We start from the raw sequence: 15,394 nt of genomic DNA, 5'->3' as shown, positions 1-15,394 counted from the left end.
AAGGGGTGAATGTATGAGAGATGACAAATCAAATGCCTCTCCTTTAGATGGTGCAGCTGGTACTGTAAGTCAGGCAGCACAAACAGCGGGGCAAATTCAGAAAACAGTAAATCAGGCCAGACAGGGAGCAGGTGCGGCACAAAAGGCGGCTCATACATCACAGGCAGCTTACGCCGCAACTGCTTCGGCACAGGGAGGTGCAGCAGCAGCTGGTGCAACAACAGGAACCGCCCTTGCAGGACCGCTGGGGACAGTTGTAGGCGTGATTGTAACGAGTAAAACATTTTGGAAGGTAGTCGGTGGTATTTTGATGGCAATCTTCTTATGGATGTTTATTATTGCAAATCTCATTGGTATTATTTTGACTTATCTTGGATTCGCTGATGCAGATGCCTTTGCAAATGAAGCCCAGTCGGAAGAACTTGCCAATCTGAAAGTCCGGGTAGAGCAGATTTTGGACAAGGAAGAGTATGAGCATGAGATTATGGCAATCATTGAGGAGAATAGAGATGTAAGGTTGGAAGAGATTGCTGCAGATAAGCAGGAAAATTATAATGATTACGAATTGTCTGTGATAGATGAATATGAAACAAAGTTTAAGAGAAATGCAAGCTATTATCTTTCTATTTTTTTACTGGATATCTGGGATTCCAACACGAGAAATGAGTTTTTAGGATATTCCAGTGAGTGGGGAGATATGACAACAAATCTGTCAAGTCCATATGATGCTTACTTCCAAGAGGCTGCACAGTCCTATGGTGTTCCGGTGGCTTTATTAAAAGCAATGGGAAAAACGGAGTCAAATTTTAATCAGAGTGCCGTTTCCAGTGCAGGAGCAATCGGAGTGATGCAGCTTATGCCGGGAACTGCCGCTTCTCTAGGGGTAGATCCTTATGATGCCCGTCAAAATATTATGGGCGGTGCAAAATATATTGCTGGAAATTTGGAACAGTTCAAAGGCTATTCCAATGGTTTAGAACTTGCGATTGCTGCTTATAACGCAGGTCCGGGGGCAGTTATAAAATATGGATATCAAATTCCGCCGTATAAAGAGACTCAAAATTATGTGAAAAAGGTTTTGGGATATCTGACAATTGAGGAACGAAAGAATGGAAACAACGAGGGAACAGAGACGGATGAAGATTTGAGTGAACCATATCAACAGTTAAAAACTGCTGTCACAGAACATGTTGACAGCTTTTTTTCATGGTCTGTCACAGATGAAAAAGAACGTGAGATTATGGAGTCCGTATATTATCAGATTTTAGAATCAGGGAAGCAGGAGATTGATCAAACCACCTATGAAAAGCTGAAGGCAGATGGGGAAAACGTGGTAAAGGAAACTGTTCCTGTGATGAAGCAAACAGTCGAATATACCCTTGCACTTCTTCTTAGTTCACAACCCGTATCCGGAAGCGGATATGAATATAAATACGTTACAAGCCAGAGTACTTTTGAATTGGTCTTAAAGGTATTGAAAGTGATGGATGAAGGAGTGGCTGCCTTGAAAGATGCTTTCTTTTCCCTCTTTTCATGGAAAGATTTTGTAACTGGCGGCGGGGAGGATACCTACGTCAGCAATATTGATGCATCAGGCGATATTTTCACCTACGATACGGTTGGAAAAGGAGTCAAAAAAGTAGTCTATTTTAATCAGACGGAAGAACCTTGGGGGAGTATGCCGTATGGCACAAGCACCATAGGGGCAGCTGGATGCGGACCAACTTCAATGTCCATTGTCATATCTACGCTTACCGGAAAGATTGTAAATCCACAGACAACCTGTGCATTCTCCATGAATAACGGAGAGTATGTACCGGGAGCAGGTACGGCACATTCTTTTATCGGAAATGCTGCAAGTAACTGGGGATTAACTTGTGAACGTGTAGGAAAAGATCGTATGGATTATGTTGTGCAATCCTTAAAAGAAGGGAAAATGGTTGTGGAAATCTGTGAAGCATACACCATAACGGGAAGTGGCAGCGGACATTTTATCGTGCTTACCGGCGTTACGAGAGACGGGTATATTACCATTGCAGATTGTGCGAGCAGGGAGAGAAGTACAAAGGCATACAGCGTTGATACGATAAAATCATACGGTCGTGATTTAAGTGCCGGGGCATTTTGGATTATTGGAAAAGATTAGTAGGAGGAGTGGCAGATGTATTCAAAAAGGAAAATGTGTTGTTTGATTGCCACATGCAGTTTGTTAGTTTGTATGTTTCGTGCAGAGATATTTGCAAAAGGGAACGAGCAGCAGGAATTACCAGAGATTATTCGGTGGGAAGAAGGTAGGGGCTTTGATGAACAAGGAGAACAAATTGTTGGATCATGGGCATATGATACCGTAAACGTAGAAGGGAAGTATGTATTATTTGACGACATGGGCAATGTAAGTGCGAAAACAGATCAATGGAAAGAACGTGAAACGTATGCTGAAAATTTTACGGATACGGAACAAGCAACAGCCACACTTGCTTTACGGACGGAGTATTTTCCTAAATTTACGGGAACTGTCTACGTTACGATACAGAAAGAAAACGGAGAGAGCAGGCAATATGAATTGTCGCCGGATAATCTGTATGAACAAAATGTTGCGGTAAATAACGGAGTTTATAAAGTAAAAGCGGTCGAGGCAGTAGATGAACAGTATATCTATAAAACGGAATATGCAAAGGATGTATTGGAAATGGAACAGAATCAATTACTTCTCTTGAAAATCAACGTCACAAAGGAAAAAACAGGAACGGTGGCAGAAGCAGAAAAAAGGGAAACAAAAATGGTTGAAAAGGCTGGGACAAGAAATATAGCGGATAGGGAGAATAAGATTGAGATTCTTTTGAAGGAGGGCAGCACAAGAGAAAAGTATGTTTTGTGTGGCTGTATTTTATTAGCAGCGGTTCTGGGCATTGGACTTTTGTTCCGCAAGAAAAGAAATCAATATGACTAACAGGAGGTGGTCAAAATCGCACAGAGAGAAAAGGTAGACGTATATACAATTCCGCCTAATTTTGCACAAGAAGGCACTATTTTTTCAGGAAGAGTCAGATTAAGAAATGCATTTGAAGCAGGGGTTCTGGCTCTTCTTTTATTTCAGTTGCTTATGGCAACGAACCTCAGCGTGAAAGGAAAAATCTATGCCGGGATAATTGTAATGATACCAGTTGTTATATTTGCGGTGTTAGGGGTACAGGGGGAAAGCCTGACTTCTTTTTTATTTCAGTTTCTGAAATACCTGCGGGGGCGGAGAATACTTACAGTTCCAGACGGCAAATATCGTTTAAAAAGGAATCGCAGATTAAGAAAACAGCAATACCGGAGCCAGAGTGGAAAAGGAGGCGAGCGTCATAGGAAACGAGGTAAAAGAATTAAAACGTCAGCTAAAAGAAGCAAAACAGACGGAAAAACAGAATCTTAAAGAAGAGAAAAAAGAACGTAAAAAGCAGCAGAAGTTAGAGCAGGCACGTTTCCGGGAAGAAGAACGGATGCGAAAAGTTCAGATGAAAGAAGAAAAGAAGCTGAAAAAAGAGCTGGACAAGCCAGAAGTTCATAAAGAAAAAGAAAATATCAGTAATTTAAGAGATGATCGGAGAAAGGAGAAAAAAGAACGAAAACCGGACTTGGACTTACTTCCGGTAACCTGGGTATCCTCATATCTTCCGATACGTCAGATAAAAAACGGGGTTATCTATACAACAGATCACCGATATGTGAAACTGATAGAAATATTGCCGATCAACTTCCTGTTGCGCTCCTCATCTGAACAACGCAATATCATTATGTCTTTTATGTCCTACTTAAAAATAGCACCTGTTAAAATACAGTTTAAAGTGGTATCCAAGAAAGCGGATATTTCGGAGTATATAGAAAAAATCAAAGAAGAGGCAGAACGGGAACCGGATCACAGGGTAAAGCTGCTTCAGGAGGATTATGCGAAACTCATTGAGCGTTTGGGAAGAAAAGAGGCAATTACCAGACGATTTTTTATGGTGTTTGAATATCAGTCCTATAACAATAACAAAAATCCAAAAGAGCGGGAGGTACTGCTTTACATGAGGTCAGTAGTACAGACTGCAAAAAAGTATCTTTCTCAATGTGGGAATGTTGTACTGGAATATGAAAATGACACCCGTTTTCTGGTGGATGTCCTGTATCAAATTTTAAATCGAAAGACGAGTGTGTATGAAACTTTGGAGGAACGGACAAAAAAAGTAGCAAGGTATTACCAGAGAGAGAATGGTAGGGAGAGTATCAGCTACATTCCGGTTACTGAACTGATTGCACCTGAAACAATGGATATGCGGCACAGGAGTCATCTTGTCATTGACGGTATGTATTACAGTTATCTTCTGATACCTTCCCATAAATACAGGACAAGAGTACCAGCGGGATGGCTGTCACTATTGATCAATGCAGGTGAAGGAATTGATGTAGATGTTTTCTTTTTCCGACAGGATAAAAGTAAATCCATGGAACGTATCGGCAGAAGAATCCGTCTAAATCGTTCCAAAATTAAAGATACCTATGACACCAATACGGATTTTGATGATCTGAGTGAGTCTATCCATGCAGGATATTATCTGAAACGTGGGTTAAGCGGGAGTGAGGATTTTTATTATATGAGCACTCTGATCACTATTACAGGATACAGCGCAAAAGAAGTCGAGTGGCGTGTAAAAGAAATGACAAAGCTATTGAACTCTCAGGATATCGGAGTGATAAGCTGTATGTTTCGTGAAGAAAATGCGTTTTTGTCTTCGCTGCCTTTATTGTATCTGGATAAGAAACTGTATGAACGTTCAAAGCGGAATGTACTGACTTCCGGAGTGGCGAGCTGCTATCCATTTACTTCCTATGAAATGTCGGACAAAGACGGAATTATGATGGGTGTCAACAAAGCAAACAATTCACTAGTAATCGTAGATATTTTCAATACGAAAATATATAAGAATGCTAACATTGCCATTTTGGGGACATCCGGCGCCGGTAAGACTTTTACCATGCAGTTAATGGCACTGCGTTTAAGAAGAAAGAATGTACAGGTATTTATTATTGCACCGGATAAAGGGCATGAGTTTGCGAGAGCCTGTAATAATATTGGAGGGGCTTTTATACAGATCTCTCCAGCTTCACCAAATTGTATCAATGTAATGGAAATTCGTCCCACGGATACAAGTGCCAGTGAAATATTAGATGGTTACACAGTAGAACGCTCAGAACTGGCAATGAAAATACAAAGTCTGCATATTTTCTTCAGCTTACTGATTCCGGATTTGAGTCACGAAGAAAAGCAGCTTTTAGATGAGGCATTGGTAATTACCTATGCGGAAAAAGGGATTACGCACGATAATCAAAGTTTGGAAAATCCAGACAAGCCGGGGCAATACAAAGATATGCCGATTTTGGGTGATCTGTATGAGGTTCTGCTCAGAAAGAGGGAGTGCCGGAGAATGGCTAATATTTTAAACCGATTGGTACATGGTTCTGCTTCAACATTTAACCAGAAAACAAATGTGGATTTATCAAATAAATATGTAGTTCTGGATATTTCAGAGCTTTCCGGCGATCTGCTGCTTGGAATGTTTGTTGCTTTGGATTTTGTTTGGGCGAAGGCAAAAGAGGACAGAACTGTGGAAAAGGCAATTTTTGTAGATGAGGCTTGGAAACTCCTGGTGTCAAATGAATTGGCAGGAGAATACCTGCTGGAGATTTTCAAAGTAATTCGTGCTTATGGCGGCTCTGCAATCTGTGCAACACAGGATCTCGTGGATTTCTTTGCATTAAAAGGTGGCAAATTTGGAAGGGGAATCTTAAATAACTCAAAGACCAAAATCATTCTCAACATGGAGACCAGCGAAGCAGAGAATATACGGGAGGAACTTGATTTATCTGAAGCAGAAGCAATGTCCATTACAAGATTTGAAAGGGGAACAGGTTTGATTTCTACGAACAGCAATAATCTAATCGTAGATTTTAAGGCGAGTCAGTTAGAAAAAGACTTGATCACAACGGACAGAAAGGACTTGCAGGAATTAAAGGAGCGTCTGCAGAAGTATGGACAACAGGCATACGGAAAACAGACTACATAGCGGAACAGATTTGTAATAATGCGTATTAAAAGCGTTGTTGTATGCGTCACAAGATTATCTGCGAAAGAAAACAGGTAATAACTTGTCATACAATGCGCTTTTTATATGTCATTAAGTAACTATGATTATTTGGAAAGGATACAGGCATTATGGAAAATCAGAATAAGCAGAGAGACGTGGAACGGGAATTAAAAGAATTGGTTCAAAAATATAACGTGCTGGATAAGAGTCAGTTGTATGCTTACTTTGAAAAAGACGGACGGGAAAGATTTGTTGGGCGGGCTTTAAAGGTACTGGAAAAAGACCGCATGATATATGTGAATAACGAAACAAAACAGGTGGCTGCTAATGAATCTGCACATACAGCATGGGAACGTGGGATAAGTACCTGCCTGTGGGTACTGATTGACCTGATGAATCAAAAGAAGATTGAGCAGCATTTTCTCGCATCTAAGGAGGAATATCCGATACGGATTATTTTTGTAGGAGACGGAGAAATATATGACATCCTTTATATTGCACCGGAGGATATTGAACTGACAAATCAATTGTTTGTACGGAAAAAAATAGACGGATGCGGGCATGTTGTGGTAGTGGAAGAACCGGAAAGTATCCCGAAGATTCGGATTCCGGATGTGATTGGATATTGCACGGTAAAGGGGGATGGTGAAGTCGAATATTATCAAAAAGAAAGCCAGTAATCAGGACATATTTCAAAAGGTGAAAAAACAGTTAGATGAAGCACAGAAAATGACCTCAGAGGTGGGAGAGCTTATGGCAGAAGCCAGAAATATTCTGATCGCATATTCCAGATGTAAAACGGAAAGTGGTTATGAAAATTTTACAGATATGATACTGGAATCGTCGAAAAAGGGGGAGCGTTTAACAGAAAAATTGAGGCGTTTATCCTTAGAAGTCGTGCTGGATCAGGTGAAATATGAACAGTATCAGTCAGAACTTGTGGCTGTACATGGGATTGAAATGGATTATTCCGATGAAATTTTAAAAATCATTATGCCGGTTCTGATTCCGCACCGGAAAGAACACTATACCGATTATCTGTACAAACCTTTATATATCGCATTTAAACAGTGGTGTATCTGTCAAAATCAGGAACAGAAAAGGATACCGGAATATGAGAAATGTACTGTTTGCTTTGTACATCTGTATAACCGGGATTTACCGCTGGGACGCATTCGGGATCACGATAATTTTGAAGAAAAACACGTACTGGATGTGATATCAAATTTCTTTCTGGCATCAGATAGCGGTCTGCATGTGGATACCTACCACATTACCAGAATGGCAGAACAGGATGCAACAGAGGTTTATATTATGGATACAGAAAACTTTCCAAAATGGCTTCAAAAAATGTGAAAAACAGTATCGAAAAATACTCCTGCTGTCAGAGCACCTTTTTCGATAGCAGAAAAGTGGAAGAAAAATAGAGAAAAAGCAAAGTTTTTCGGGAGTCAGAAAGTAAATAGTACCTAAGTGTCAAGCAGATAGGGTACTGTTTTGAAAAAGGAGAACCGATGGAAGGAGGAGGTTATATGCGAAAACAGGATACGTTACTTTTGATGATAGCAGTCAGCGGAGAAATGCCGGCAGACCTTGCTGAACACATCATAGGATCTGTATCCTATACCGCTGCGGTTATTACCAGGCTAAAACAAGAGGGATATATTTCTGTGCGAAATAAAGCCGGGTATAAAGGATATGTGCTGCGTGCAAAGGGTAAGAGATATGTCCTTTCACAATATAGTGAAGATGCTGCTTCTTTTTTACAGGGGTCAGTGGAGACAAACCATGTGAAGACGGAAATTGAGAAACGTCTCCGTTTGCACCGGATGAGCAAGGTATGGGTCTTTCTTTGGAAGACGGGTATTCCTATCTTCAGAAGCCAAAAACCGGAACTGTTTTGTTCCGATTCTGAAAATGGGAGGGGGCAAGCGGCATATTACGGAAGTTTGGAGTTTAAAGGATTGACAGATGCAATCAAAGGCTCAAGAGCTTGTGGGATTATGCTGTCCGGGGAGTCCGGCTATATTATTTATCACACGCTGGCACAGAAAATGCGGTGGGCGAAGAAAATGGAGCGTTCCATGCGAAGCTTTGTAGAACGAGAATGTATGAAAGCTGGTGCACTCAAAAGGATAGATGCGGTCATTATGGGGGATACCATAGAGTTTTTAGTAGAACTTCTGGAAAGTGACGGTGGTATAAAGGGGAACCTATTTCAAGTAGACGATATTTACGAAAATTATTACTACATTCCCACCATTGAGAGTGCAAAAATCCAAGTGAAACTCTTAACAGACAAAGAAAAGCAAATCGGACTGTACCGGTTCTTATGTGGAATACTGGAACAACCGGGAACCCGGGAATACCAGGTGAGTGCAGGGACAGATCAGACAGGGAACCCGGTCTATTTTTGTTACGAACTGGAACTTCGGCATCTGTTACGGGTAAAACAGGAGTTGGGGTGGAAAAAGCAGGGAACCATTCTGTGTTTTTCTTATCAAAAATCTATATTGGAATACTATTTTGGGAAGGAGGTGTCATATCTTGAAATTTTAACAGAAAAGGTTATGGAATATTTAGAAGGATTGTAATACTGTCCTTCATGCGGTGAAGGAGGTGCGGGCATGAACGGTCCGTTTGAAACGGGCAGTCTTACGGTAGATTGTATGAGCCGGCTGCAGATATCCGGAAACGTAATCCCCGTCAGTTGGTATAAGACAATCCGCAAACCAACGGGGAAACCGAATTTAAATGCAATCATTATACTGGCGGATATTGTGTACTGGTATCGGGCGGTAGAAATCAGAGATGAAATGACAGGGCAGTTGATTGGTCTGAGAAAAAAATTCCATTCAGATATGTTGCAACGCAGTTACCAGCAGCTTGCAGATCAATTTGGGATTACCAAGCGTGATGCTACGAATGCAGTTGTAGAACTTGAAAAGCTGGGTGTTGTGCGCAGGGTATTCCGAACAGTTGAGGTCAAAGGACAAACTGTGTCCAATGTATTATTTTTGGATTTGAACGTAACAGTTTTAGAGCATCTGACGTATCCGAAAGAAGCTGAAGCAGGGACACCAGAGGCAAGAGGCAGGTGTCCGCCGGATACCGTCTCACCGAAATCGGGGAGGGGTGTCACCGAAATAAGTGAGAGGGTATCCCCGGAATTTGTGGGAGGTGGCACGAAAACCAGTGAAACATATACAGAGAGTACAGCAAAAGATTACCGTACAAAAGATTTCTATCAGTCTTATCAGTATGTGGAAGATATGGTAAAGGCACAGATTGATTATGAGGCATTGAAAAATGATAATCCATACGATGAAAGAATCGATGAACTGCTTGGGATTATGGTGGAGATATTGACTTCCAGTTCTAAAACTATCCGCGTAAACAGGGAGGAAAAACCAGCACAGGTGGTAAAAGGACAATTTCATAAAATCACCAAAAATCATATTGAGTTTGTATTGCACAGTATGAATGAGAGCCAGACAAAGGCACGCAATATTCGGGCACTTCTTGTAACTGCCCTATATAATTCTGTTCATACCATTTCGACCTATTACGGGAATCTTGTACAGCATCATATGGCAACAGAGAGTTATACAGTAAAGGAGGTGGAAGAATAGACCGGAAAGGTGTTACAGTTTTAAAAATCATAGGACTGACAGCAGCATTTTTTATTCTGGTTTTATATGTGGGCGGATTTATGGAACAACTGTTCATGGAATCAGTAGTGAGGTTAGAGCCTATAGATACAATTAAACATGGTATATCATCGGCGGCAGGAATACAGTGCTCAATTGTTGCTTTTTTTCTGTTTGGTATAATTGCGGGACTGATTATCTGGAGAGGTTCGGGCAAAGAAAGTTATGATGAACGGAATTTTGAAATCTCTCAAAAGGGAACATACGGAACAGCAGGGTTTATGGGGGAAGAGGAACGCAGTCAGGTTTTAAGAACCGACAAGAATCTGGAAAAGGTAGATGGTGTGATATTTGGGCGAGACATCCAGGATAAAAAAATAATAAGTCTTCCGGTTGAGTCCAGACTTAACCGGAATTTTGCTGTATGTGGCAGTCAGGGAAGCATGAAGTCCAGAGCTTTTGCGCGTGTAATGGCATTACAATGCATCCGCAGGGGGGAAAGCATCTATCTGACAGATCCAAAATCAGAACTATACGAGGATTTGTCCTCTTACTGCCGGGAATGCGGGTATACGGTGAAACAGTTAAACCTGATCCAGTTAGAACATTCTGATGCATGGGATTGTCTTGGAGAAATTGATGACGGCAGCCTGATAGACGTATTCTGTGATGTAGTAATCCGTAATACAACGGATAAGTTCGACCATTTTTATGACAATACGGAAATGGATCTTTTAAAAGCACTTTGTCTTTATGTGTTTCATGAGTATCCACCGGAGAAGAGAACATTTCCGGAAGCTTATAAACTTTTGATTAACAAAAGTGTAGATATGCTGGATGCTATTTTTGAAAGGCTGCCGACACATCACCCTGCACGCGGTCCGTACCAGCTATTTGCGAAGGCTGAGAAGGTAAAGGGAAATGCGGTTTTGGGACTCGGAACAAGATTGCAGATTATGCAGAATAAACTGGTACAACAGATTACCAGTCATGATGAAATTGACCTGTCGCTGCCGGGAAGGGAAAAATGTGCATATTTTTGTATTACTTCCGATCAGGACAGTACTTTTGATATGCTAGCCACGCTGTTTACGTCATTTCTAAGTATCAAGCTGGTGCGTTATGCTGACCGTACAAAAGAAAGACGTTTGCCGGTGCCGATACAATTTATACTGGATGAATTCCCAAATCTTGGCGTTGTACCGGATTTTAAAAAGAAACTGGCAACAGCAAGAAGCAGGGGAATTGGCATGAGTATTCTGTTTCAAAATATTCCACAGCTGCAGAACCGGTATCCAGATAATCAGTGGGAAGAAATTTTAGGAGGATGTGACTTTTCGATCTTTTTAGGCTGTAATGATATGACGACGGCATCCTATTATAGTGACAGAACAGGAGAAATCACTGTGTCGGTATCTTCCATACGAAAGAATTACTATACTCTGCGTGCAACCGACTACGTGCCGGAGTATTCCGAGTCAACGTCACTTGGAAAGAGAATGCTGCTTCTCCCGGATGAAATTTTACGTTTCCCACTGAATCAGGGGCTATTGATTATCCGTGGGCAGAGGGTATGCCGTTTTCAAAAGATGGACTATTTGGAGCATCCGGATGCCCAATATATGAAACTGGAAAAAGTGGAGGAGCATGTGCCGGAGTGGTTTGAAAAGTGGCAAAAGGAAAAGTGTGATTTTCAGATACATACTGAACAGGAAGAGAAACCGTTAGAGGAAAAGGTATCGTGTCAGGAAGATAGCGAGCCGCTTATGCTTGATACGGAGATTAAGAAATCTGAAAAACAGAAGGCTATCAAAGAGAGCAGGCAGCAGGAGGGAAAAAGAGTGATGAAAGTGGAAGAACTCTTTGCGCCTGTTTCGTCTGAAGGAAAGGAGGCTTAGGTTGAGAAACTCCCTTGTGAAATATGGATTTATAAAAATATTGGAACTGGAGTTTGGTATATACTTGAAAGAGCATGAAACAGAAAAAATAGAACTTGCAGAAACTTGTATCGAGGTTTATGACAGCGTGGAAGACTTTTATAAGGCAACAGGCTGGCAACGGGATAATCCAGAAGAGGCAAATTTGGAATATCTTTTAAAACACAGGGTTTTGGTAGAAATTCAGGGAAAGATGTGGTATTTTTCCAGAATCCGTTATCAAGACGGGCTGAAAAAGTTAATGAAACGAGATTGCATCTGATATGCGACTGTATTGCAATGGTGATGGAATTGACATTCGAATGTGGTCCGTATAAAATAGTATCTGTAAAATAGTGATAGGGCATAAGAAGACAGCCAGAGGGCTGTTTTTTTGTGCCCTTTTTAGGATGAATGGAGGTTTACAATGGCAGAATTAAAGAAAGCAGTTAATAAGATGGAAGAGCAGGGGATACCAAGAGCGGTGTTATCGGAAGGAATCTTAACGATTGACGTAGATTCCCATGTAGAAACAATGGAAGAACAGGAGGATGCCAGATGGCATCAGCTTTTGAACGCACACCGCACGAAGAAAATTTTGACCGGACAACTTGGAGGTATTGAGAAACTGGACAGCGGATGGACAGTAGCGATTACCTATTACAACGGTTTCCGTATCTTAATTCCGATGGATGAGATGATGATCAATCTTTCGGGAGATGGAAGAGAGCATTCAGATACCTTGAACAGGCAGACAAGGATTGCCAATAATATGCTTGGCAGTGACATTGATTTCATCATTCGTGATTTGGATGAACAGAGCAGAAGCGTAGTTGCGTCAAGAAAAGATGCCATGCTGAAAAAACGTCAGATGTTCTATTTCAATGAAGATGAAGAAGAAAAACCGATGCTGTACCCAGGAAGGATTGTGGAAGCACGTGTCATTGCAGTTGCTCCAAAAGTCGTCCGGTTAGAAGTGTTCGGCGTGGAGGTTTCTGTGCGTGCAAGGGATATGGCATGGGAATGGATGGTGGATGCTAGTGAGAAATTCCAGGTGGGAGATCTTACACTCGTGATGGTGAATCAAATTAATATCCGATCAGTGGAAGAAATGGAAATTTCCGTAGATGCCAAAAGTGCAACTGCCAATGTCAATAAAGATAATCTGAAGCGGTGTGTGCGTCAGGGAAAATATGTGGGTATCATTACTGATGTATATAAAGGAACTTATTTTATCCGGCTTAATATTGGCGTCAATGCAGTTGCGCATTCCTGTAATATGGCAAGCCTTCCGTCAAAACGTGACGAGGTGGGATTTGTTGTTACCAGAATTAACGATAAGTTTGAGGTGGCAGAAGGCATTATTACCCGTATGATCAAACGTGGTGCATAAGAAAAAAAGTGTAGGGATACTGTTGACTCACAGAAAACAGATTGTTTACAATACCTGCAAACTAAAAGAAACATTTGACAGGAGGCGGTACTAATGAAAAAGAAAAGACAGAAACCGGAAAATATCCGGGTACGGTGTCCGTATTGTGGCCGCATGGCAAGGCTGCACCCGGCATCTTATGTGTATGGCAGTGACAATTTGGATTCAGAAAGTTATCTTTATGTGTGTGACGGGTATCCTGATAACTGCGATGCATATGTGGGTGCACATAAAAAATCACTTCTGCCGAAAGGGGAACTGGCGGATGGACAGCTTCGTAACAAACGGATTTTAGCACACCGCGCGTTGAATACCCTTTTGGAAGAGGGATACATGACAAAGAAGAGTGCTTATATCTGGCTGCAGAATAAGCTGTGCCTTCGGGAAAAAGACATGCATATTGCAAAGTTCTCCCTGTATTACTGTGAGGAAACAATTCGGGTATGTAATGAATTAGCCGAATGGCATCAGAAAAGAAAGGGGGCATGATATGCGTTTGATGGCAAAAGAAGATGATGTTTATAAACTGATGGATCGAAGAGACCTGTATTTGGGGGCGGCAGGACTTTGTGGAATCGTATCTGTTGTTTTACTTCTTTTCATCTCATATGGGTATGGCAATTGGGAAAATCTGTATTTTCTTTCAGTTCTTATTGTTGGAATGATTTTTTTGCTGTATTATACATGGAAAATCAACCAACGGATTATGGAAGCGGAACGGTGCTATCTGGAACTGGATGAAGACTCTTTGGCAGTATACCAGCCAGAGAAAAATGGACAGTATGAAGCCTGCCGTATTTTTTATCAGGAAATTGAAAAGATCGTGGAAGGCAGCAGAAGAGGAGTCCCTGAGTTCTATGTGGTCGTACATGGAGATGAAAACCAGAAAAGTTTTATTCTGTTAAATGGAGAAGAACAGATGCGGAAGATTTTCTGTGTCAGGTCCTTGGGATACCGCCATGAAGAATTTAAAGAGTTCTATCGAAGACTTCGCTGGGAAGTTCCCGGTAAAGTCCGGATTGTAGGTACAAAATATCAGACCGTGTGGGATATGAAACAATCGCATAAGGGATGGATGTTTTTTGTTTGTGCAGGGGCGGTATATCTAATCCTAGAGGTCTGTTTGAATCTGGGGATTTTGTAAGGAGGGCAACATGATGAGATGGTATACGGCTGTGGGGGTAAAAATGGAACATCCGGGAGGGCTGTTTTGTGTACAGGTTGGAACGGAGAACAAAATATTATCCGGTATGGAAATCTTTATTTGGAATGCGCTGCTTTGGTCATTCGTGGAAGAAACACAGATTTACGGGAGGATGGTACAGTTGTTAAAGGCTGTATTTCCGGAAAAGGATCTGGATGGGAAAACAGGAAAGGATGAATTTAACTTCTGCTTCCGGAGGCTGATCACTAGGGGACTGATTACATTCTGTGAATGTGAAACAGAAAAAGAAGCAGCAGAAAACATGCTGCAGAATGCGATAGTTGCAAGAGTGATGAGAAACAGCGGAGAACGTTTTTTGATGTTTTGTGAAAGCTTTGCCTGTGGCACACCTTTTTGGAAAGCACTAAGAGTATTCAAAAAAGAACCCATGGAAGAAAGGTACCGGCAATTTCTACTTAAAATAGAAAAATGCGGAGAGGTAAGGTATTACTTAGAAACCACAGAGCAGCCAAATGAAATACTGGAAATGCTGTCTCTTCTGTATCAGAAGAAAATACTGTTTATCCGTTCAGTAAAGGAGGTCACTGTTGAAGCATAAGAAAAAAATGAACAGACGGGAACGTATTGCCGATTATATCAATCAGCGCATGGAAGGATTTTCAAAGGTTCCCAATGTACTAGCAGACAGAGCCCTGAAAATAGGCGCTCTGTCTTTTCTTGCTCTTTTTCTTGGAAGTTATATGGGAAGGCAGATGGATTCAGCAAGTTTTATTGCATGGTCAGTCGTTATGTGGCTGTCTGGAATCGGATATGCGTTCCATCTGCTACGGTGTGGGGAGAAAAAGGAATATGAGACAATCGAAGGAACGGTGTATGAGATAAAGGGAAAACGCATTCCCGGGCGTGTCTGTAAAGTGGGAATCCGTCTTTCTGACGGAAAACAGACTGTGTTACTGATGGATAAGAAACATCAGTTTACAATTGGGAAGAAATATCGGTTCTATTTTAACAAAAGAAAGCAGGGGGTTCTATTTGGAATCCAAAAGTTAGATGCTGCTTTAAATGTAGGCTCTTATTATGGGGCGGAAGAAATTGAGTAGGGCAAGGGGAGTCAGGGCATG

14 protein-coding genes are annotated in these 15,394 nt (G+C 41.4%); all 14 read left to right on the top strand.

Annotated features, from left to right (window positions below):
• The first annotated feature begins 13 nt into the window (after positions 1-13).
• The 14 genes from PGY05_RS10075 (at position 14) to PGY05_RS10010 (ending at position 15,373) form a co-directional block, all read left to right on the top strand.
• Positions 14-2,146 carry a transglycosylase SLT domain-containing protein gene (locus PGY05_RS10075; RefSeq protein WP_270475813.1) on the top strand — a complete coding sequence of 711 codons (2,133 nt, stop codon included), beginning with the start codon at positions 14-16 and terminating at the stop codon, positions 2,144-2,146.
• Between the two features lie 15 nt (positions 2,147-2,161).
• Entirely contained in the window at positions 2,162-2,950 is a 789-nt protein-coding gene (locus PGY05_RS10070) for a hypothetical protein (RefSeq protein WP_270475812.1), read from the top strand.
• A 535-nt stretch (positions 2,951-3,485) separates the two neighbouring features.
• Positions 3,486-6,089, top strand: a complete 2,604-nt coding sequence (locus PGY05_RS10065) for a VirB4 family type IV secretion system protein (RefSeq protein WP_270475845.1) — start codon at positions 3,486-3,488, stop codon at positions 6,087-6,089.
• A 149-nt stretch (positions 6,090-6,238) separates the two neighbouring features.
• Entirely contained in the window at positions 6,239-6,790 is a 552-nt protein-coding gene (locus PGY05_RS10060) for a DUF5697 family protein (RefSeq protein ID WP_117500895.1), read from the top strand.
• Positions 6,753-7,466, top strand: a complete 714-nt coding sequence (locus PGY05_RS10055; RefSeq protein ID WP_207733111.1) for a DUF6100 family protein — start codon at positions 6,753-6,755, stop codon at positions 7,464-7,466. The genes PGY05_RS10060 and PGY05_RS10055 overlap by 38 nt, the downstream gene beginning before the upstream one ends.
• A gap of 176 nt (positions 7,467-7,642) precedes the next feature.
• Positions 7,643-8,704 (top strand): hypothetical protein, encoded by a 1,062-nt coding sequence (locus PGY05_RS10050; RefSeq protein ID WP_118623120.1) that lies wholly within the window; start codon positions 7,643-7,645, stop codon positions 8,702-8,704.
• Positions 8,705-8,737: 33 nt separating this feature from the next.
• Complete coding sequence (locus PGY05_RS10045) at positions 8,738-9,742, top strand: DUF6017 domain-containing protein (RefSeq protein WP_118622880.1); 1,005 nt, start codon at positions 8,738-8,740, stop codon at positions 9,740-9,742.
• Between the two features lie 80 nt (positions 9,743-9,822).
• On the top strand, positions 9,823-11,658 hold the full coding sequence (locus tag PGY05_RS10040; RefSeq protein ID WP_270475811.1) for a VirD4-like conjugal transfer protein, CD1115 family: 1,836 nt from the start codon (positions 9,823-9,825) through the stop codon (positions 11,656-11,658).
• 16 nt (positions 11,659-11,674) lie between these two features.
• Complete coding sequence (locus PGY05_RS10035; protein WP_270475810.1) at positions 11,675-11,959, top strand: hypothetical protein; 285 nt, start codon at positions 11,675-11,677, stop codon at positions 11,957-11,959.
• Positions 11,960-12,103: 144 nt separating this feature from the next.
• Positions 12,104-13,069 carry an RNA-binding protein gene (locus PGY05_RS10030; protein ID WP_118622876.1) on the top strand — a complete coding sequence of 322 codons (966 nt, stop codon included), beginning with the start codon at positions 12,104-12,106 and terminating at the stop codon, positions 13,067-13,069.
• A 93-nt stretch (positions 13,070-13,162) separates the two neighbouring features.
• Entirely contained in the window at positions 13,163-13,597 is a 435-nt protein-coding gene (locus PGY05_RS10025) for a zinc-finger-containing protein (RefSeq protein ID WP_118622874.1), read from the top strand.
• A gap of 1 nt (position 13,598) precedes the next feature.
• A complete protein-coding gene (locus tag PGY05_RS10020) occupies positions 13,599-14,252 on the top strand; it encodes a hypothetical protein (protein WP_118622872.1) in 654 nt (217 codons plus the stop codon).
• Positions 14,253-14,265: 13 nt separating this feature from the next.
• Entirely contained in the window at positions 14,266-14,871 is a 606-nt protein-coding gene (locus PGY05_RS10015; RefSeq protein ID WP_270475808.1) for a hypothetical protein, read from the top strand.
• Positions 14,861-15,373: a hypothetical protein gene (locus PGY05_RS10010; protein ID WP_117500902.1), complete on the top strand. Its 513-nt coding sequence runs from the start codon at positions 14,861-14,863 to the stop codon at positions 15,371-15,373. The genes PGY05_RS10015 and PGY05_RS10010 overlap by 11 nt, the downstream gene beginning before the upstream one ends.
• The last annotated feature ends 21 nt before the right edge of the window (positions 15,374-15,394 follow it).

Source organism: Coprococcus sp. AF51-11b1, from assembly GCF_027682785.1.
Lineage (GTDB): Bacteria > Bacillota > Clostridia > Lachnospirales > Lachnospiraceae > Allocoprococcus > Allocoprococcus comes.
Note: the sequence above shows the minus strand (reverse complement) of the source record. Positions and strands in the feature narration are given on the sequence as shown.

What these genes read in the sequence shown, in the direction of transcription:
- PGY05_RS10055 (WP_207733111.1), top strand. Translation starts at nt 6,753, where the DNA reads ATGGTGAAGTCGAATATTATCAAAAAGAAAGCCAGTAATCAGGACATA.
- PGY05_RS10075 (WP_270475813.1), top strand. Translation starts at nt 14, where the DNA reads ATGAGAGATGACAAATCAAATGCCTCTCCTTTAGATGGTGCAGCTGGT.
- PGY05_RS10045 (WP_118622880.1), top strand. Translation starts at nt 8,738, where the DNA reads ATGAACGGTCCGTTTGAAACGGGCAGTCTTACGGTAGATTGTATGAGC.
- PGY05_RS10030 (WP_118622876.1), top strand. Translation starts at nt 12,104, where the DNA reads ATGGCAGAATTAAAGAAAGCAGTTAATAAGATGGAAGAGCAGGGGATA.
- PGY05_RS10065 (WP_270475845.1), top strand. Translation starts at nt 3,486, where the DNA reads ATGCGAAAAGTTCAGATGAAAGAAGAAAAGAAGCTGAAAAAAGAGCTG.
- PGY05_RS10040 (WP_270475811.1), top strand. Translation starts at nt 9,823, where the DNA reads ATGGAACAACTGTTCATGGAATCAGTAGTGAGGTTAGAGCCTATAGAT.
- PGY05_RS10060 (WP_117500895.1), top strand. Translation starts at nt 6,239, where the DNA reads ATGGAAAATCAGAATAAGCAGAGAGACGTGGAACGGGAATTAAAAGAA.
- PGY05_RS10050 (WP_118623120.1), top strand. Translation starts at nt 7,643, where the DNA reads ATGCGAAAACAGGATACGTTACTTTTGATGATAGCAGTCAGCGGAGAA.
- PGY05_RS10020 (WP_118622872.1), top strand. Translation starts at nt 13,599, where the DNA reads ATGCGTTTGATGGCAAAAGAAGATGATGTTTATAAACTGATGGATCGA.
- PGY05_RS10025 (WP_118622874.1), top strand. Translation starts at nt 13,163, where the DNA reads ATGAAAAAGAAAAGACAGAAACCGGAAAATATCCGGGTACGGTGTCCG.
- PGY05_RS10070 (WP_270475812.1), top strand. Translation starts at nt 2,162, where the DNA reads ATGTATTCAAAAAGGAAAATGTGTTGTTTGATTGCCACATGCAGTTTG.
- PGY05_RS10015 (WP_270475808.1), top strand. Translation starts at nt 14,266, where the DNA reads ATGAGATGGTATACGGCTGTGGGGGTAAAAATGGAACATCCGGGAGGG.